Origin of the sequence: Kitasatospora sp. NPDC058218 (assembly GCF_042882445.1) — a bacterium.
Classification (GTDB): domain Bacteria; phylum Actinomycetota; class Actinomycetes; order Streptomycetales; family Streptomycetaceae; genus Kitasatospora.
Genome location: NZ_JBHVWC010000054.1, coordinates 1 through 19,995, shown reverse-complemented (window position 1 = coordinate 19,995; position 19,995 = coordinate 1). Strand labels below are relative to the sequence as shown.

11 protein-coding genes and 3 pseudogenes are annotated in these 19,995 nt (G+C 70.7%); 12 read left to right on the top strand and 2 right to left on the bottom strand.

Annotation, left to right across the window (positions count from 1 at the left end; translation table 11 throughout):
* Positions 1–29 precede the first annotated feature (29 nt).
* The gene (locus ACFVYI_RS29840; RefSeq protein WP_387891369.1) at positions 30–1,313 is read left to right on the top strand and encodes a hypothetical protein; all 1,284 of its coding nucleotides are present in this window, start codon (positions 30–32) and stop codon (positions 1,311–1,313) included.
* A gap of 88 nt (positions 1,314–1,401) precedes the next feature.
* On the opposite strand, the gene ACFVYI_RS29835 is transcribed toward ACFVYI_RS29840, so the two are convergent.
* Both ACFVYI_RS29835 and eccCa read right to left on the bottom strand, forming a co-directional pair.
* Entirely contained in the window at positions 1,402–2,811 is a 1,410-nt protein-coding gene (locus tag ACFVYI_RS29835) for an APC family permease (protein ID WP_387891367.1), read from the bottom strand.
* 482 nt (positions 2,812–3,293) lie between these two features.
* On the bottom strand, positions 3,294–7,241 hold the full coding sequence (eccCa, locus tag ACFVYI_RS29830; protein WP_387891365.1) for a type VII secretion protein EccCa: 3,948 nt from the start codon (positions 7,239–7,241) through the stop codon (positions 3,294–3,296).
* Between the two features lie 520 nt (positions 7,242–7,761).
* On the opposite strand from eccCa, the gene eccD reads away from it, so the two are divergent.
* The 11 genes and pseudogenes from eccD to ACFVYI_RS29775 all read left to right on the top strand — a co-directional run bounded on the left by eccD (position 7,762) and on the right by ACFVYI_RS29775 (position 19,668).
* On the top strand, positions 7,762–9,219 hold the full coding sequence (gene eccD / locus ACFVYI_RS29825) for a type VII secretion integral membrane protein EccD (RefSeq protein WP_387891363.1): 1,458 nt from the start codon (positions 7,762–7,764) through the stop codon (positions 9,217–9,219).
* Between the two features lie 163 nt (positions 9,220–9,382).
* Positions 9,383–9,673 carry a 30S ribosomal protein S15 gene (rpsO, locus tag ACFVYI_RS29820; protein ID WP_031072625.1) on the top strand — a complete coding sequence of 97 codons (291 nt, stop codon included), beginning with the start codon at positions 9,383–9,385 and terminating at the stop codon, positions 9,671–9,673.
* Between the two features lie 467 nt (positions 9,674–10,140).
* Positions 10,141–12,348, top strand: a complete 2,208-nt coding sequence (locus ACFVYI_RS29815; RefSeq protein ID WP_387891362.1) for a polyribonucleotide nucleotidyltransferase — start codon at positions 10,141–10,143, stop codon at positions 12,346–12,348.
* Between the two features lie 83 nt (positions 12,349–12,431).
* Entirely contained in the window at positions 12,432–13,808 is a 1,377-nt protein-coding gene (locus tag ACFVYI_RS29810; protein ID WP_387891360.1) for a M16 family metallopeptidase, read from the top strand.
* Positions 13,809–13,822: 14 nt separating this feature from the next.
* Positions 13,823–14,590: a 4-hydroxy-tetrahydrodipicolinate reductase gene (dapB, locus tag ACFVYI_RS29805; protein WP_387891359.1), complete on the top strand. Its 768-nt coding sequence runs from the start codon at positions 13,823–13,825 to the stop codon at positions 14,588–14,590.
* Positions 14,591–14,597: 7 nt separating this feature from the next.
* Positions 14,598–15,059, top strand: coding sequence for a hypothetical protein (locus ACFVYI_RS29800; protein ID WP_387891358.1), 462 nt, complete (start codon positions 14,598–14,600; stop codon positions 15,057–15,059).
* Positions 15,056–15,337, top strand: a pseudogene (locus ACFVYI_RS29795) (FAD-dependent thymidylate synthase); the annotation flags it as partial. The gene ACFVYI_RS29800 and the pseudogene ACFVYI_RS29795, both read left to right, overlap by 4 nt.
* A gap of 108 nt (positions 15,338–15,445) precedes the next feature.
* Positions 15,446–16,243 (top strand): annotated as a pseudogene (locus ACFVYI_RS29790) (HNH endonuclease); the annotation flags it as partial.
* A gap of 3 nt (positions 16,244–16,246) precedes the next feature.
* Positions 16,247–16,696: pseudogene (gene thyX / locus ACFVYI_RS29785) on the top strand (FAD-dependent thymidylate synthase); the annotation flags it as partial.
* A gap of 215 nt (positions 16,697–16,911) precedes the next feature.
* On the top strand, positions 16,912–17,811 hold the full coding sequence (dapA, locus tag ACFVYI_RS29780) for a 4-hydroxy-tetrahydrodipicolinate synthase (protein WP_387891356.1): 900 nt from the start codon (positions 16,912–16,914) through the stop codon (positions 17,809–17,811).
* 171 nt (positions 17,812–17,982) lie between these two features.
* Positions 17,983–19,668: a ribonuclease J gene (locus ACFVYI_RS29775; RefSeq protein WP_387891354.1), complete on the top strand. Its 1,686-nt coding sequence runs from the start codon at positions 17,983–17,985 to the stop codon at positions 19,666–19,668.
* The last annotated feature ends 327 nt before the right edge of the window (positions 19,669–19,995 follow it).

Below are 19,995 nucleotides of genomic sequence, written 5' to 3'. Positions count from 1 at the left end.
CCCGTGATCGAAAGAAGCGGTGATCACCCATGTCCGAGCAGGACAGGTTCGAAGACGATCTTCTCTACGCCATCACCCGGACCGGTGAGGGCTTCCACACCGAGCAGGCCCCGCTGGTGGCGGGCGGCCTGGACCGCGGCCGCCGCCGCTGGCGCCGCCGCTCGGCCGCCGCGGTGGTCGGGGGCGCGGCCGCGCTGGCCCTGGTGGGCACCGGCGCGGTGTACCTCTCCGGCTCCTCCCCGGCCGCCACCGCGCTCGCCGCGGCCGGCAGCGGTGGCGTCGCCGCGTCCGCCGCCGCGTCCGGCACCGCGTCCGGCTCCACCTCTCCGGTGGCCTCGGCCTCGGCCTCGGCGGCGGTGATCACCGGCGACGAGGTGCTCGCCACCCTCCAGGCGTTGCTGCCCGCGGGCCGCGGCACCGGTGGCGCGGGACACGGCACCGAGCCCACGGGCAAGCCCGGTGCGGCGCCGTTGGTCACCGCGAACCTGGTCTTCGACGACGGCAAGGGCCAGGCCGCCGTGGGCATCTCGGTCAGCCGGATCCCGGAGGGGGATCCCGCGCGGGCGGAGAACACCTGCCCCGACAAGAAGTACGTCCCCTACGACGCCTGCACCGCCACCACCCTGCCGGACGGCGGCTCGCTGACCGTGTTCCAGGGCTACGAGTACCCCGACCGCCGGGTCGACACCAAGTGGTGGAACGCCAGGCTGGTGGGCAAGGACGGCCGTCTGATCGAGCTGTCCGAGTGGAACGCGGCCGCGGAGAAGGACTCCCCGGTCACCCGGGCGACCCCGCCGCTGAGCGCCGAGCAGCTCAAGGCCGTCGTCACGGACAAGTCCTGGGACCGGATCGTCGCGGCGATCCCGGTGCCCGCGCCGGTCAAACCCCGGGACACCAGCAAGGAGTACACGCAGGAGGAGATCCTGACGATCACCGCCAAGCTGCTCCCGGCCGGGCTGACCGAGACGGAGACCGGTGGCCAGGTGGGCTTCGCCGACTTCGTCGTGAACGACGGCAAGGGCAAGTCGCTGGTGCAGATCAACGTGCAGGACTGGAGCAGGGACGCCGACCGCGGCTCGATCTTCGCCGGTGCCCAGCAGCTCCCCGACGGCACCAAGGTCGTGTCCCGGAAGACGCCCGGGAACCCGGTGATGTGGACGGTCGACACCCTGCGCCCGGACGGCCTGCGGGTGGTGATCAGCGCGTTCAACAGCGGAAGCCAGCGCACCCCGGCCACCCGGACCGCCCCGGCGCTGACCACGGACCAGCTGAAGGCGATCGCCACCAGCCCGGAGTGGAAGCTCAAGAAGTAGTCCGCGACGCGACACGGCAGTGCCCCGGGCCAGGTGGGCCCGGGGCACTGCCGTGTGGGGGAGGGGTGGGGGTCCCGGCGGGCCGTCGTCAGGCCTGCTGGTCCTCGGGGAGGGTGATCACCCAGCGGGTGTCCTGCCGGGGGCGAAGGTAGAACAGCCAGTAGAGGGTGGCGACGGCGGTGATGCCGCCGGTCCACAGCAGCGGCACGGTGTCCAGCTGCGTGATGATGTAGACCAGCACGGCGATCAGGACCACCGGGACGGCCGGCCAGAGCGGCATCCGCCAGGCGGCGGCGTGCTTGTGGTGGTTGCGGCGCGACAGCAGCGCGGCGATCGCGACCAGCAGGTACATCCCGGTGACGGCGACGCCGGTGATCTCGCTCAGCAGCTCGCCCTTGACGAAGCAGAGCGCGGCGCCCGGCAGGCCGACGGCCAGGGTGGCCACCCACGGCGAGCCGAACCGGCCCAGCGTGGAGAAGGCCTTGTTGACCGGCTCGGGCCAGGCCTTGTCGCGGGCCGAGGCGAACAGCACCCGGGAGTTCTGGATGACCATGACGATGCCGGCGTTGATGATCGCCAGCGCCACGCAGAGGCTGATGAAGGTGCCGACGGCGGAGTTGCTCCACGCGGTGACCAGGCCGGAGATGTCGCCGGAGGTCAGGGTCGCCAGGTCGGGGGCGCCCATGGTGATCGCGGTGACCGGGATCAGGATGACCGCGGCGGAGATGCCGAGGGTCCACAGCACGGTGCGCGAGACGTTGCGGCGCGGGTTCTCCAGCTCCTCGGAGAGGTAGACCGCGGTGGAGAAGCCCTGGGTGATGAAGAGCGCGATGCCGAGCGCGCCGACGATGGCGCCGATGCTCACCGTGGTGGTGGCGCCGCCTTCGCCGGCGACCACGCCGTGCAGCAGGCTGGGCGCGTCGCCGTTGGCGTGGGCGAAGCCGAGCACCGAGACGACCCCGGCGGCGATGACCTCCAGGACCAGGAAGACGCCGGTGATCCAGGCGTTGGCGCGCAGGTCCAGCAGACCGGCCAGGGTGGCGGCCAGCATCACCGCGGCGCCGGCGATCGGCTTGTCGACGTGCAGCACCGGGGCGAGGTAGTCGGCCGTGCCGAGGGCGATCACCGAGGGGACGATCAGCACCACGATCAGCGAGAGCACGAAGACCAGCCAGCCGGCGAGGCGCCCGGCCAGGGTGCCGACCATCGCGTACTCGCCGCCGGCGCTGGGGATCAGGGTGCCGAGCTCGGAGTAGCAGAAGGCGACCGCGATGCAGAGCACCGAGCCGATGGCGATGGCCAGCGCGGTGGCGCTGCCGATGCTGGAGAACAGCTCCGGGACGATCACGAAGAGCGTGGAGGCCGGGGTGACGCAGGACAGCGTGAGCAGGGTCCCGCCCACGACGCCGATCGAGCGCTTGAGCGTCTGGGGGGAGGCAGCGCCCTGGTCCGCCGCAGTGGGGGCTACGGCGAGTGGCGGGCGAAGCGTGTCGGTCATGTGGCTTCCGATCGGCTCTGTGCGGTCCTGGAGAGGGAGCGGTATCGCCTCCGCTGGCTTGCTGCTGTGGGGTTCTGGTCCTTCGCTCCCGGGCCGCCATGGAACCTTGGCCGTAATGATTGCGTCAATGGCCGAAATGCTTCGGAATCCGTTGCGGTGAAGGGCATAAACATGCGATCTGATGATCACGCACGGTCATTATCACGTATGTCCGACTTGTTACCTTCGCCACATGGCACTTGAATCCAAGGTGAACTGAGTGTTGCGTTCTCCCATTCCAAGGCTTTTGATCGACACGGAGGCGCGTCACCCAGGCGGGCTTCCCGCGTCCGCCGCCGCCCGCACGGGGTGCGGGAACCGCAGCCCGGGGCCGGAAAGATCTAGGTAACGTTTCAGCACCTGGACGCGAAAGGGGTCGGGCTCCTCGGGAACCCGACCCCTCGATCACTTTCCGTGACCACCGCCGACGGCGGTCGCGCCTGCTACGCCGACGGCAGCCAGCCCGTCTGCACCATCTGACCGCTGGTGATCCGGCGCGAGACGAACACGCCCCGGCCCGGCGGCAGCGGCTGCGGCTTGACCGTGCCCAGCAGCGCGCCCTCGTCCTTGTTGCCGGAGAGGATCACGCCCTGGCCGCCCAGCTCCCGCATCCGCTGCATCACCGGCTCGTAGAGCGAGCGACCGGCGCCGCCCGCGCTGCGCGCGATGATCACGCGCAGGCCGATGTCCCGGGCGAACGGCAGGAACTCGGCCAGCGGCGCCAGCGGATTGCCCGAACCGGTCGCCACCAGCTCGTAGTCGTCCACGATCACGAACATGTCCTTGCCGCTGTACCAGCTGCGGTTGCGCAGCTGCTCGGCGGTCACGTCCGGGCCCGGCAGACGGCGCGAGCACGCCCCGCGCAGCATCTCCACGATGCTCGTCATGGCCGGTTGCGCCGCCGCGTACTCGACCAGGTACTCCTGCGGCACCGCACCGAGCAGCGCGCGCCGGTAGTCGCCGACCACGATGCCGGCCTGGTCCGGGGTGTACCGCTCGGTGATCTGCTTGATCAGCATCCGCAGCGTCGCCGACTTGCCGGACTCGGTGTCGCCGAAGACGATGAACAGCGGGTCCGTCTCGAAGTTGACGAACGCCGGCGCCAGCTCGACCTCGTCCACGCCGAAGGCGACACCGCGCTCCGGGTACTCGAAGCCCTTCGGCAGCGAGTGGCCGTCCAGCACCGCCGGCAGCATCCGGACCTGCGGTGCGCGCGGGCCCGTCCAGGCCGCGTTGACGGCGGCGACCAGCGCGGTCACGCCGTCCTGCAGGTCCTCCACCGAGGACGAGCCGTCCAGCCGGGGCAGGCCGGAGAGGAAGTGCAGCTTGCCGGAGGTGACACCGCGCCCCGGCATGGCCGGGACGTTCTGCGCCACCCGGCGGTCCACCTCGGACTCCATCGCGTCACCGAGCTTGAGCTCGGTCCGGTTCTGCAGCAGGTCCTTCAGCGCCGGACGGACCTCCGCGTAGCGGGCCGCCGTGACGATCAGGTGGACGCCGTAACCGAGACCGCGCTGGGCGATGTCCCCGATCACCGGCTCCAGCATCTCGAACTCCTGCTTGAAGGTGTTCCAGCCGTCGATCATCAGGAAGACGTCGCCGAACTGCTCGTCCGGCAGCTGACCGTTGGCCCGCCGGGCCCGGTAGGTCACGATGGAGTCGATCCCGGTCGCCCGGAACAGCTCCTCGCGCCGGTTCAGCACCCCGTGCACCTCGCTGATCATCCGGCGCACCTTCTCGGCGTCCAGACGGCCGGCCACCCCGCCGACGTGCGGCAGGTCCTGCAGCGACTGGAAGCCGCCGCCACCGAAGTCCAGCAGGTAGAACTGCGCCTCCAGCGGCGTGTGGGTGAGCGCGAACCCGGCCACCGTGGTGCGCACCATCGTCGACTTGCCGGACCGCGGACCACCCACGATGAGACCGTGACCGGCCGCACCCGAGTAGTCCTGGTGCAGCACGTCGCGGCGCTGCTCGCGCGGCCGGTCCACGATGCCGACCGGCACGTTCAGCCGGCCCAGCGCACCGAACCCGGGCGAGGTCAGACCGCGCTCCGCGGTCGCCTGCAGCGGCGGCAGCAACTGGTCCACGCTCGGCGCCTCGTCCAGCGGCGGCAGCCACACCTGGTGCGCGGCCGGGCCCTGCCCCGCCATCCGCTGCACGAAGACGTCCAGCACGGTGTCGACCAGGGCGTCGTCCTGCTCCTCGATCTCCGGCTCCACCTCCTGCACCAGCGGCTCCAGCACCGGCACCTCGGCCGCGGTGAACAGCACCGGCTGCGCCGTCACCAGCCGTCCGCCGGTCGACCGCTGCTGCCCCGGCGCCCGGTACGGCCCCGAGACGTACGCGGCCTTGAACCGGTCCATCACGTCGGTGCCGAACTTCAGGTAGCCGACACCCGGCACCGGCGGCAGGTGGTACGCGTCCGGCACGCCGATCGCCGCCCGCGACTCGGCCGCCGAGAAGGTGCGCAGACCGATCCGGTAGGACAGGTAGGTGTCCAGACCGCGCAGCTTGCCCTCCTCCAGGCGCTGCGAGGCCAGCAGCAGGTGCACACCCAGCGAACGGCCGATCCGGCCGATCTGGATGAACATGTCGATGAAGTCCGGCTTCGCCGTCAGCAGCTCGGAGAACTCGTCGATGATCAGTACCAGCGACGGCAGCGGGTCCAGCGCCGCACCCGCCGCACGGGCCCGCTCGTACTCGTTCAGGTTGGCGTAGTTGCCGGCCGAGCGGAGCAGCTCCTGACGGCGGTTCATCTCGCCCTCGATCGCGTCGCGCATGCGGTCGACCAGGGTGAGCTCGCCCTCCAGGTTGGTGATCACCGCCGAGGTGTGCGGCATGTCCGCCATCCCGGCGAAGGTCGCACCACCCTTGAAGTCGGCGAGGACGAAGTTCAGCGTCTCCGAGGAGTGCGTCATCGCCAGACCGAGCACCAGGGTGCGCAGCAGCTCCGACTTGCCGGAGCCGGTCGCGCCGACGCAGAGGCCGTGCGGGCCCATGCCTTCGAGCGCGGCCTCCTTGATGTCCAGGTAGACGTGCTCGCCGCCGGCCCCGACGCCGATCGGCACCCGCAGCTTCTCGTGCTGCGCCCGCGTGCGCCAGCTGCGCGTCACGTCGAACGAGCCCGGGTCGCCCGAGTTCATCAGCTCGGTGAAGTCCAGGTTGGACAGCAGCGGTTCGTCGTCACCGCCGGCCGAGATCCGGTACGGCGCCAGCTGACGGGCCAGCGCCTCGGACTGCCAGGTGGAGAGCGTGTCCGGCGTGCCGGTGTACGTCGCGCCGGAGGCCGAGCGCAGCACCAGCTCGTCCGGCGTCACCGTGACGATCAGGTGGCCGGTCGGCTCGTCCAGGTCGCCCGGGACCACCTCGACGATGGTCACCCCCTGCACGCCCTCCGCGCCCGCCAGCAGCGAGTCGTGCGGGACGGACGCGCCGTCCATGACGACGATGATGTGCGGCTGGTCCGAGGACGGCGCCGCGTCGCGCACGAAGCGCTGGCGCCCCGCCAGTTCGTCCTGGAGCAGGTGCTCCAGCTCGCCGAGGCCGGTCGCGATCAGCCGGCGCGAACCCGCGCCGTCACTGTCCTTGCGGTGCTGGTTGTGCGGGAGCCACTTGGTCCACTCCCACTCCTCCACCGCGCCCGGCGCCGCGGCCACCGTGACCAGCAGGTCGTCCGGCGAGTGCAGCGTCGTCAACTGGGCGATCATCGCCCGGACGTTGCCGTACACGGTGTCCGGGTCGCCGCACACCGTGATGTGGTAGAAGGCGCGCAGCGAGACCGCCAACGGCAGGTCCTGCAGCGTGCCGTGGGCCTTCAGGAAGGTGTGCATGGCCGCCGCCGAGAGCGGCTCCAGCTCCTCCATCGGCGCCGTCTGCGGCGCCACCAGCGGAGTCGACAGCTGGACCGGCCCCCGGCCGACCCGGATCTGCGCGAAGTCCGCGTCCGCGGTGCGGCGTTCCCAGAGCCGGCGACCGTCCGCGACGATCGACCAGAGCTGGTCCGGCTCCGGGTTCAGGAACAGCTGCGCGCCGCGCTGGCGCTCCGCCGTCCGGCGCACCTGGCGGCGCATCTGCTGCAGGTACTTGAGATAGTCCCGCCGCTCGTCGGCGGTGGCGGTCGAACCGCCCTTGCGCGCCCGCATGATCTGCGCCAGCGCCATGCCGACCGTCGAGACGATCATCAGGCCACCCATGATCTTCATGGGGGCCTGCGCGCCGGGCGAGAAGAAGAACACCGCCGAGCCGCCCATGCCGAGCATCGGCAGGATGCTCATCACCCAGTCCTCGCCGCCCGAGCGGGGCAGTTCGGGCGGGGTGACCAACTCCACCGGTTCGTCCGGCACCGCCGGGGGATAGGCCCGTGCGGGGCGCTTGACCGTGATCACACTCATGCGCACCCCACCCCGCGGTTTCGAACGGTCTGATCGTTCACTTCGGCATCAGCCCTCACGCAACTGGATACGTACGGGTGAGGGCGCCCCGTGTGACGCCGCCCCCGCTCCGCCGACCGCAGGCACCCGGGGAGGAGCGCGGCCCCTGCCCCCGTCGCCTTGCGCAGGGGCCGATCCTACTGGGGCCCGTTCCGGCGGATCAGCCAGGGCGCCCCGCAGTGGCCGCCGACCCCGCCGGCCGCCGCCGGACACCGCTCCACCGGCCCCTGCGCGGTGGCGGGCGGGAACGGAACGGGTAGGGTAACGCCGCGCCAACTCATGGCCGGATCGAGTCAGTTCCAGCCCGGCCGGCACGCGCCAGCAGCCAGAACGACCGCCGCGGGTAGAGCGGCACCGTCAACAAGGGGGAGCGCCCAGTGCGTCGAGCGATCGAGGGGTGCGCAGTGAGCGAGCGAAGCGAGCCACTCGTCAAGGAAGCGCGTCGTGCTCGGCACGCGCGGAGCGTCGGCGAGGTGCGGGCATGAGCACCTCCACCAGCACCGGCTTCTGCCGGGTCACCGTCGTCGCCCCGGACAGCCGGATCGACGTCGCCCTGCCCGAGGACGTCCCGCTCGCCGACGTCTACCCCGAGGTGCTGCGGCTCTCCGGGCAGACCCAGCCCGACGGCGCCCCGACCGGCTTCCACCTGGTCCGCCGCGACGGCACCGTGCTCGACAGCGGCCTGCCGCTCGCCGCGCAGCAGGTCCGCGACGGCGACCTGCTCAGCCTGCGTCCCTTCGCCGAGTCGCTGCCGCCGGCCGTCTACGACGACGTCGCCGACGCCATCGCCACCGCCGTCGAGGCCGACCGCCGGTTCTGGAGCCCCGAGTTGATGCGGGCCTTCGGCCTGATCGGCGCCGGCGTGCTGCTCACCCTGCTCGGCTTCGCGCTCTGGTTCTCCGACCTGCGCCACGACATGCACGGCCTGCCCGGCGTCCTGTCCGGCGTCATCGCCGTCGTGCTCACCGCCCTGGCCGGCGTCCGCGCCCGGGTCTACCAGGACGCCTGGGCGGCGCTCGCGCTCGGCCTCGGCGCGCTGCCGCACGCCCTGATCGGCGGCAGCGGCGTCATCGCCGTCGCCCACAAGTGGGAGGGACCGGGCCGGCTCCAGTTCCTCACCGGCTGCGTCGCCGTCCTGGTGATCGCCGTCCTGCTGGTCGGCCTGCTCCCCGAGAAGGACTCGCTGTTCGTCGCCGCGGCCTTCCTCGCCGCCGCCGGCGCGCTCGCCACCTTCGCCGCCGTGCTGCTGCCCGCGACCCCGGCCAACCACATCGCCGCCGTCACCGGCGTCGCGGCCGTCGCCGTGATCGGCTTCCTGCCGAGCCTCTCCGCCCGCTTCGCCCGGCTGCCCGTCGGCTTCAGCGCCCCCGGCCAGACCCGGACCCGCAGCCGTGACTACGACGAGGAGGCCGGCCGCGCCGAGGCCGTCCAGTACGAGCGCATCGCCCACCAGGCCCGCCGCGGCCACGAGGTGCTGGTCGGCCTGGTCGGCGGCTGCGCCGCGGTGATCGTCGGCGCCTGCGCCGTGCTCGGCTTCACCGACGAGCTCTTCCCGGAGCTGCTCGCCCTCACCCTCGGCATCGCCACCATGCTGCGCGCCCGGCTGTTCCGCTACACCGCGCAGGTCTTCAGCCTCACCATCGCCGGCCTGCTCGGGCTGTCGCTGCTGATCGTCGGCCTCTCGCTGCACACGCCGCTGTTCATCCTGAAGGCCGCCAGCTCCACCGAGGTGGACCTGCGCACCATCTGGCTGGCGACCTCGATCGCCTTCGGCGCCGCGGTGCTCACCGCGATCGCCCTGGTGGTGCCCCGGCTCGGCGTATCGCCGTTCTGGGGGCGCATCCTGGACCTGGTCGACAGCCTCACCCTGATCGCCCTCGTGCCGCTGGCGCTGGGCGTGCTGGAGGTCTACGCCCTGGTGCGCGGCGCGACCGGCTGACCGGCCGCGCCGGGCACACTGGTACGCTTGCCCTTCGAGTGCAGCAGGGTGTCCGCCCCACGCGGGTCGCCGACCGCCGGCCGCACTCAGTCACGACACCGAGTTCTCACAGAGTCCTGTGCCGTAGACCAGGCCCGCTCGGTATCACCTCAAAGGAGTTGCAGTGGCTCTCGCCTCTGACGTCAAGAAGCAGATCTTCGCCGAGTTCGGCCAGAAGGAGGGCGACACCGGCTCCCCCGAGGTCCAGGTCGCCATGCTCTCGCGCCGTATCTCGGACCTGACCGAGCACCTCAAGACCCACAAGCACGACCACCACTCGCGTCGTGGCCTGCTGATCCTGGTCGGCCAGCGCCGCCGCCTTCTGCAGTACCTGGCCAAGAAGGACATCGAGCGCTTCCGTACGCTCGTCGACCGCCTGGGCATCCGCCGCGGCGCCGCCGGTGGCGCCCGCTAAGACCGCCGCTCGGGGCGGCTCCCCACACCGGGGAGCCGCCCCTCGCGCGTATGCCGCGCTCGGTGCCCGCAGCGGCCCGGACGACGACAACCGCACATAACAACTCGCGCGCACCTCCCCTGGTGGCCGAGGATTGCACCGTAGGGTTGTGGGCATGCCGGGTGATGGCGCGACACCGCGCCACCCAGGCGAAAGACCCCGACCCCCCGCGGGACGAAGGCTTCAAACGGAAGCCGCCCGCATCCGAGAGAGCGTCCAGACGCGGACCGCCCGCCCCGGCCCGGCAGCCGAGAGGCGCCGGTCCTCGGTAGTGGCCGCCGGAAGCCCCGCAGACCGAGCGGGGCCCACCGGAGGCTTCGATCGAAGACCGGCCCGACTGCCTTCCTCTGCGAAAGAGGGCCCAGGGCCACCGGCAGCGATGCGCGGGGGCGCTCTCCCGGAGACGTACGAAAGAGGAGATCTTCCAGGTGGAAGAGAACGTGTTCTACGCCGAAGCCGTGATCGACAACGGTTCCTTCGGCACCCGTACCATCCGCTTCGAGACCGGCCGTCTGGCCCGTCAGGCCGCCGGCTCCGCCGTGGCCTACCTGGACGACGACACCATGGTGCTGTCGGCCACCAGCGCGTCCAAGCAGCCGAAGGAGCACTTCGACTTCTTCCCGCTGACCGTGGACGTCGAGGAGCGGATGTACGCCGCCGGCCGCATCCCCGGTTCGTTCTTCCGTCGTGAGGGCCGGCCCTCCGAGGACGCGATCCTCACCTGCCGCCTGATCGACCGCCCGCTGCGCCCGTCCTTCGTCAAGGGCCTGCGCAACGAGATCCAGGTCGTCGTCACCGTGATGGCGCTCAACCCGGACCACCTGTACGACGTGGTGGCCATCAACGCCGCCTCCGCCTCCACCCAGCTGGCGGGCCTGCCGTTCTCCGGCCCGATCGGCGGCGTCCGCGTCGCGCTGATCAAGGGCCAGTGGGTGGCCTTCCCGACCCACTCCGAGCTGGAGTCGGCCGTCTTCGACATGGTCGTCGCCGGTCGCGTCCTGCCGGACGGCGACGTCGCGATCATGATGGTCGAGGCCGAGGCCACCGACAAGACCATCAAGCTGGTCGAGGGCGGCGCCGAGGCGCCGACCGAGGACGTCGTCGCCGCCGGTCTGGACGCCGCGAAGCCGTTCATCAAGGTGCTCTGCGCCGCGCAGTCCCAGCTGGCCGCCCAGGCCGCCAAGCCCACCGGCGAGTTCCCGGTCTTCCTGGACTACCAGGACGACGTGCTCGCCGCCCTGACCGCCGCGGTCAAGGACGAGCTGGCCCAGGCGCTCACCATCCCGGGCAAGCAGGAGCGCAACAACGAGCTGGACCGCGTCAAGGCGATCGCCGCCGAGAAGCTCCTCCCGGAGTTCGAGGGTCGCGAGAAGGAGATCAGCGCCGCGTACAACGCGCTGACCAAGAAGGTCGTGCGCGAGCGCGTCATCAAGGACAAGGTCCGCATCGACGGCCGCGGTGTCACCGACATCCGCACCCTGGCCGCCGAGGTCGAGGCCATCCCGCGCGTCCACGGCTCGGCCCTGTTCGAGCGCGGCGAGACCCAGATCCTGGGTGTCACCACGCTGAACATGCTGCGCATGGAGCAGCAGCTGGACACGCTCTCCCCGGAGACGCGTCGCCGCTACATGCACAACTACAACTTCCCGCCGTACTCGGTCGGCGAGACCGGCCGCGTGGGCTCGCCCAAGCGCCGCGAGATCGGCCACGGCGCGCTGGCGGAGCGGGCGATCCTGCCCGTGCTGCCGACCCGCGAGGAGTTCCCCTACGCGATCCGCCAGGTCTCCGAGGCGCTGAGCTCCAACGGCTCCACCTCGATGGGCTCGGTCTGCGCCTCCACCATGTCGCTGCTGAACGCCGGTGTGCCGCTGAAGGCCGCCGTCGCCGGTATCGCCATGGGCCTGATCTCGCAGGAGATCGACGGTGAGACGCACTACGTCGCGCTGACCGACATCCTGGGCGCCGAGGACGCGTACGGCGACATGGACTTCAAGGTCGCCGGTACCCGCAACTTCATCACCGCGCTGCAGCTGGACACCAAGCTGAACGGCATCCCGGCCTCCGTGCTGGCCGCCGCGCTGAAGCAGGCCAAGGACGCCCGCCTGCACATCCTCGACGTGATGAACGAGGCCATCGACGCGCCCGACGAGATGTCGCCGAACGCGCCGCGCATCATCACCATCAAGATCCCGGTGGACAAGATCGGTGAGGTCATCGGCCCCAAGGGCAAGATGATCAACCAGATCCAGGAGGACACCGGCGCGGACATCACCATCGAGGACGACGGCACCATCTACATCGGTGCGGTCGACGGTCCCTCGGCGGAGGCTGCCCGTACGACGATCAACCAGATCGCCAACCCGACCATGCCGGAGGTCGGCGAGCGCTACCTGGGCACCGTGGTGAAGACCACGACGTTCGGCGCGTTCGTTTCGCTCATGCCGGGCAAGGACGGCCTGCTGCACATCTCGCAGATCCGCAAGCTGGCCGGTGGCAAGCGCGTGGAGAACGTCGAGGACGTGCTCGCCGTCGGCGCCAAGGTCCAGGTCGAGATCGCCGAGATCGACCCGCGCGGCAAGCTCTCGCTGATCCCGGTCGTCGAGGGCGAAGAGGGCGACGAGGCCGCTTCCGAGTGAAGCGCCGCTAGCCCCCCGGTTCGATAGAAGCGGCCGCGGCCCGCACGCCCCGTCGGCGTGCGGGCCGCACCCTGTTGTTGCACATGCTTTCTACGGAGGTACACCCCGTGGCCCAGGCCTCGGCGGCGAAGCAGCGCCCCGGCACCACCCGGACCCTGCTCAAGGGCGTGGACGGCGCCGGCACGGTGCGCCGCACCGTCCTCCCCGGCGGCCTGCGGGTCGTCACCGAGACCCTGCCGACGGTGCGCTCCGCGACCTTCGGCATCTGGGTCGGCGTCGGCTCGCGGGACGAGACCCCGCAGCTCAACGGAGCCACCCACTACCTGGAGCACCTGCTCTTCAAGGGCACCGAGCGGCGCAGCGCGCTGGACATCTCGGCGGCCCTGGACGCGGTCGGCGGCGAGATGAACGCCTTCACCGCGAAGGAGAACACCTGCTACTACGCCAGGGTGCTCGACACCGACCTGCCCCTCGCCATCGACGTGGTCTGCGACATGCTCACCGGCTCGCTGATCCGCCCGGAGGACGTCGAGGCTGAGCGCGGCGTCATCCTGGAGGAGATGGCGATGGCCGAGGACGACCCGGGCGACGTGGTGCACGACCTCTTCGCCAAGGTGATCTTCGGCAGCGGTCCGCTCGGCCGCCCGATCCTCGGCACCCAGGAGACCGTGAAGGGCCTCACCCGCGACCAGATCGCCGGGTTCTTCCACCGCCGCTACAAGCCCGAGCACCTGGTCGTCGCCGCGGCCGGCAACCTCGACCACCGCAAGGTGGTCCGGCAGGTCGAGCGGGCCTTCGCACCGCTGCTGGCGCGCTCCACCGCCGAGCCCGCCGACGCCAGGCGCGGCATCAAGGCGCTGCGCACGGCCGGCAAGGTCGAGGTGCTCAACCGCTCCACCGAGCAGGCCCACCTGGTGCTCGGCGTGCCCGGCGTGCCGCGCCACGACGAGCGCCGCTGGGCGATGGGCGTGCTGAACGCGGCGCTCGGCGGCGGGATGAGCTCGCGGCTGTTCCAGGAGGTCCGGGAGAAGCGCGGCCTGGCGTACTCGGTGTACTCGTACTCCTCCTCCTACGCGGACAGCGGCCTGTTCGGCATCTACGCCGGCTGCCAGCCCAAGCGCGTCGAGGAGGTGCTGCGGATCTGCCGCGAGGAGCTCGCCAAGGTGGTCGCCGACGGCATCACCGAGGAGGAGCTGCACCGGGCGATCGGCCAGATCTCCGGCTCCACCGTGCTCGGCATGGAGGACACCGGCTCCCTGATGAACCGGATCGGCAAGGCCGAGCTGAGCTACGGCCACCACCTCTCGGTGGACGACATGCTGGCGAGGATCGCGGCCGTGACCCTGGACGACGTCCACGCCGTGGCCCGTGATGTGCTGGGCGCGTACCGGCCCTCGCTGGCGCTGATCGGCCCGATCAACGACAAGCGGGCCGCCCGGCTCGCCGACCTGCTGGTCTGAAGGGACTTCTCACCATGACGCTGCGTGTCGCCGTGATCGGCGCCAAGGGCCGGATCGGCTCCGAGGCGGTCAAGGCCGTCGAGGCCGCCCCGGACATGGAGCTGGTCGCCGCGCTGGGCCGGGGCTCCGACCTGGAGGAGCTGACCGAGGCCGGCGTCCAGGTCGCCGTCGAGCTCACGCATCCGGACTCCGTGATGCGCAACCTCGACTTCTGCGTCCACAGCGGCATCCACGTGGTCACCGGGACCACCGGCTGGGACGACATCCGGCTGGGCGAGCTGGAGCACTGGCTGTACCCGGCCGAGGCCACCGGCCGGCCGCCGCTGCCCGTTGGCGTGCTGATCGCGCCGAACTTCTCGCTCGGCGCCGTGCTGGGCATGAAGTTCGCCCAGACCGCCGCCAGGTACTTCGAGTCGGTCGAGGTCGTCGAGCTGCACCACGACCGCAAGGCCGACGCGCCGAGCGGCACGGCCACCCGCACCGCCCAGCTGATCGCCGCCGCCCGCGCCGAGGCCGGCCGGCCGCCGCAGCAGGACCCGACCACGCACAGCCTCCCCGGCGCCCGCGGCGCGGACGTGGACGGGGTGCCGGTGCACGCCGTCCGGCTGCGCGGGCTGCTCGCCCACCAGCAGGTGATGTTCGGCGACACCGGTGAGACCCTCACCATCCGGCACGACTCGCTGCACCACAGCAGCTTCATGCCGGGCATCCTGCTGGGCGTGCGCAAGGTCGTGGAGAACCACGGGCTCACCGTGGGCCTCGAGAACTTCCTGGACCTGTGAGCCCCGGATGACCTCCCGTACCGGCTTCTTCGTCCTCTCCGGCGTGCTGCTGCTGGTGGCCCTGGTCTGTGTCGGCGAGGGCGTCCAGCTCATCGCCACCGGCAAGCCGCTCGGCATCGGCCTGGGCCTGTGCGCCTTCGTCGTCCCGCCGATCGGGGTCTGGTTCCTGCGCCAGACCGTCCGCTTCGGCCGGGCCAGCGAGCGGCTCGCCCGTGAGCTGGAGGCCGAGGGCGGCCTGCCGGTGGACGAGTTGAAGCGCACCGCCGGTGGGCGGATCGACCGGGACTCGGCCGACGCGGTGTTCGCGCGCCGCAAGGCCGAGGCGGAGGCGTCGCCCGGCGACTGGCGGGTCTTCTTCCGCCTCGCGGTGGCGTACGCCGACGCCGGCGACACCCCGCGCGCCCGCAAGACCATGCAGCACGCGATCCGGCTGCACAGCACAACAGAACCCGCAAGGAGTACCGCGTGACCGACGAACCTACGGCCCCCCAGTTCCGCAGCGATGTCACCGTGGAGCTGGTCCGCAGCGCCGCCGCCGACTCGGACGTCATCTGGGCGGCCCGGGTCTCGACGGCCGGGGAGCAGTCCCTGGAGGCGTTGCAGCAGGACCCGGAGAAGTCCAAGGGCCTGATCAACTACCTGATGCGGGACCGGCACGGCACGCCGTTCGAGCACAACTCGATGACCTTCTTCATCAGTGCGCCGATCTTCGTCTTCCGCGAGTTCCACCGCCACCGCAGCGGCTGGTGCCTCGCGGGCGACACGCAGATCACGCTGCAGGGCAAGGACGGCTCGCTCAAGCGACGGACCATCGCGGAGCTCCACCAGCAGTGGCACGTCGGCGTCGAGGACCGGATGCCGGCCACGAAGGGCGGGGTGACCTGGCACAAGAAGTCCGAGAAGTGGCGCGCCCAGGTCAAGTTCAAGGGCGAGACCCACCACCTGGGTCTGCACGAGACCCGCGAGGCCGCGGAGGCGGCCGTCGTGGAGTTCCGCGAGCAGCACCCCGGCAAGCGCACCCGGAAGCTGGAGTCGGTCCGGCGCAACCACGTGCGGTGCTTCGACGAGCGCACCCTCCTCGCCGGACGGGCGCGGATCGTCGACGTCATGGAATCCGGTGTCAAGCAGCTCATCAGGCTGACCACGGCGAGTGGAAAGCAGCTGCGCTGCAGCAAGGACCACGCGATCCTCACCCCGGACGGCTGGCGCAAGGCGGGTGAGCTGGCTGTCGGGGATTCGGTGATGGCCGGTGGCACCGCGGCACGCCCCTCCGAGGCCCTGGTACCGCCGAGCCTGCGCCGGGGCATCGGGGTCTGGACCTCGATGCAGCGCAACCGGCTCATCGACGAGCTGGACGTCTGCTACCTGTGCTCCCGCAGCTTCCCCCGCGAGGCGCTGGAACTCGACCACGTCGTCCCGGTCGCGCTCGACCTCGGCAAGGCGCTGGACGAGGGCAACCTCGCGCCCGCCTGCGCGGACTGCCACGCGGCGAAGAGCGCCGACGAACAGGCCCTGGCCAAGCGCGGCGGCAAGGTGGCCCTGGCCAAGGCCGATCTGGTGGTCGGGATCGCCGAGGACGGCGAGGAGATGACCTACGACCTGGCGGTCGAGGGCCCTTGGCACAACTTCCTCGCCGACGGCATCGTCGTCCACAACTCCTACAACGAGGAGTCCGGGCGCTACCGCGAGCTGCAGCCGGTCTTCTACGTGCCCGGCGAGGAGCGCAAGCTCGTCCAGCAGGGCCGTCCGGGCCGGTACGAGTTCGTCGACGGCACCCCGGAGCAGCACGAGACCGTCACCGGGGCGATGGAGACGGCGTACCGCGAGGCGTACGACCGCTACCAGGAGATGCTGGCGGCCGGCGTCGCCCGCGAGGTGGCCCGGGCCGTGCTGCCGGTCGGTCTGTTCTCCTCGATGTACGCGACCTGCAACGCGCGCTCGCTGATGCACTTCCTGTCGCTGCGGACCAAGAAGGAGAACGCGGCCGTGCCGTCGTTCCCGCAGCGCGAGATCGAGATGGTCGCCGAGCAGATGGAGGAGCAGTGGGCCCGGCTCATGCCGCTCACCCATGCGGCCTTCGAGAAGCACGGCCGGGTCGCCCCCTGACCTGGGGCGACAGGCATATGGGCGGCTTGCCGGGCATGTCTGGATTGCGGCTTTTCTAGCCGCTCCCTACGCTCGTGACACGGATTCCGGTGCTGCATGAACCCCCGAGCATGCAGCACCGGAATCCCATCTTTGTGCCGCTCCGCGCGCCACACCTGTCCGAACCCTGGACCGGCTGGGGTACCGCCCCACCGCCTACGAGTAGTTTTGGACGCATGGCTCCGACCTCCACCCCCCAGACGCCGTTCGGCCGGGTCCTGACCGCGATGGTGACCCCGTTCACCGCTGACGGCGGGCTCGACCTCGACGGCGCGCAGCGCCTCGCCGCACACCTCGTCGACGCAGGCAACGACGGCCTCGTCGTCAACGGCACCACCGGTGAGTCCCCGACCACCAGCGACGCCGAGAAGTCCCGGCTCGTCCGCGCCGTCGTGGAGGCGGTGGGGGACCGCGCGCACGTGGTGGCCGGCGTCGGCACCAACGACACCCACCACAGCGCCGACCTGGCCCGCCAGGCCGAGGCGGCCGGAGCACACGGCCTGCTGGTCGTCACGCCGTACTACAGCAAGCCCCCGCAGGAGGGCCTGTACCGGCACACCACGCACATCGCGGACGCCACCGGCCTGCCGGTCATGCTCTACGACATCCCCGGCCGCAGCGGTGTCGCGCTGAGCCACGAGACGCTGGTCCGGCTCGGCGAGCACCCGCGGATCGTCGCCAACAAGGACGCCAAGGGCGACCTCGGCGCCGCCGCCTGGACCATCGCCCGCTCCGACCTGGCCTGGTACTCCGGCGACGACATCCTCAACCTGCCGCTGCTCTCCGTCGGCGCCGCCGGCGTGGTCAGCGTGGTCGGGCACGTGGTCGCCGGTGAGCTGCGCAGCATGATCGACGCCTACCTGGGCGGAGATGTGGCCAAGGCCACGGCGATCCACCAGAGCCTGCTGCCGGTCTTCAGCGGTATGTTCCGCACGCAGGGTGTCATCCTCACCAAGGCGGCCCTGGAGCTCCAGGGCCTGCCGGCCGGACCGCTCCGGCTGCCGCTGGTGGGCGCGACTTCCGAGGAGATCGCGCAATTGAAGAAGGATCTCGCCGCCGGCGGGGTACACCTGTAACAGACAAGACGTGCGCGCCCCGGCTCGCCGGACCTCCCAGGGGGTCTGCCGCTGGACCGGAACGAAGGCGCGAGAGCACCGACCCAGTAGGAAACCGACACTGAGTACGCACGCCATATGTCTCTTGGGGGAGGACCCCGGGCATATGGCGTGCGTCGTGAGGAGAGTCTTTTGAGCCACCCGCATCCCGAACTCGGCGCGCCCCCGGCCCTCAAGGAGGGTGCCCTGCGGATCACCCCGCTCGGCGGCCTCGGCGAGATCGGCCGCAACATGACGATCCTCGAATTCGGGGACCGCATTCTCATCGTCGACTGCGGCGTCCTCTTCCCCGAGGACGAGCAGCCCGGCGTCGACCTGATCCTCCCGGACTTCAGCTACATCCGGGACCGGCTCGACAAGGTCGACGGCATCGTGCTGACCCACGGGCACGAGGACCACATCGGTGCCGTCCCGTACCTGCTCCGGGAGAACCCGGACATCCCGCTGATCGGTTCCAAGCTCACCCTCGCCCTGATCGAGGCCAAGCTGGCCGAGCACCGGATCCGGCCCTACGTGCTGGAGGTCAAGGAGGGCGACCGCGAGCGGATCGGCCCCTTCGACTGCCAGTTCATCGCGGTCAACCACTCCATCCCGGACGCGCTGGCCGTCGCCGTGCGCACGCCCGCCGGCATGGTGGTCGCCACCGGCGACTTCAAGATGGACCAGCTGCCGCTCGACGGCCGCCTCACCGACCTCCCGGCCTTCGCCAAGCTGGCCGAGGAGGGCATGGACCTGCTGCTGGTGGACTCCACCAACGCCGAGGTCCCCGGCTTCATCCCGTCCGAGCGGGACATCTCGGCCGCGCTGCGAAACGTTTTCGCGAACGCCGACAAGCGCATCATCGTCGCCTCCTTCGCCAGCCACGTGCACCGCATCCAGCAGGTCCTGGACGCCGCGCACGAGTACAAGCGCAAGGTGGCCTTCGTCGGCCGCTCGATGGTCCGCAACATGGGCATCGCGCGCGACCTCGGGTACCTGAAGGTCCCCGGCAACATGGTCGTCGACGTCAAGCAGCTGGACGACCTGCCGGACAAGGACGTGGTGCTGATCTGCACCGGTTCGCAGGGCGAGCCGATGGCCGCGCTGTCCCGGATGGCCAACCGCGACCACCAGATCCGCATCGTCGAGGGCGACACCGTCGTCCTGGCTTCCTCGCTGATCCCCGGCAACGAGAACGCCGTGTACCGGGTGATCAACGGCCTGACCCGCTGGGGCGCCAAGGTCGTGCACAAGGGCAACGCCAAGGTGCACGTCTCGGGCCACGCATCGGCCGGCGAGCTGCTGTACTTCTTCAACATCTGCAAGCCGCGCAACCTGATGCCCGTCCACGGCGAGTGGCGCCACCTGCGGGCGGCCGCCGACCTGGGCATCGCCACCGGCATCCCGAAGCACCGCACGGTGATCGCCGAGGACGGCGTCTGCGTCGACCTCGAGAACGGCGTCGCCCGGATCGTGGGCAAGGTGCAGGCCGGCTACGTCTACGTCGACGGCTCGTCCGTGGGCGACATCACCGAGGCCTCCCTGAAGGACCGCCGGATCCTCGGCGAGGAGGGCTTCATCTCGGTCTTCGTGGTGGTCGACTCCACCAACGGGAAGATCGTGGGCGGTCCGACCATCCAGGCCCGCGGCTCCGGCATCGACGACAACTCGTTCGTCCCGGTGGCGGCGAAGCTCCAGGAGGCACTGGACCGCTCGGCGAGCGACGGCGTCCTGGAGATCCGCCAGGTCCAGCAGCTCGTGCGCCGGACCATCGGCAAGTGGGTGGCGGACAACTACCGTCGCCGTCCGATGATCCTGCCGGTCGTCGTCGAGGTCTGAGCGCCCGCTCGACAGCCCTCTCGTCCGGTTTGACGTGGGGCGACCCGGTGCGTAGTGTTCTCCGGGTTGCCCCACGGGACGGCCTGCAGGAAGTACTCGAAACGAATTTCGAGTTACGGAGTGCGGAAAACGGCCCGAGAAACTCTGCTAGAGTTCGGGAGCGCCGAAAGGCAAAAGCCGATCAGGTAAATGAAACTCCGGAAAACGGAGCGGAAAACATCTGATAAGCTTGAAACACGAAAGAACGAAGCGCCCGGAGGGCCCGCTGGAAGGCGGTCCGAAGGAAGTGTCCGTTCCTTGAGAACTCAACAGCGTGCCAAAAGTCAA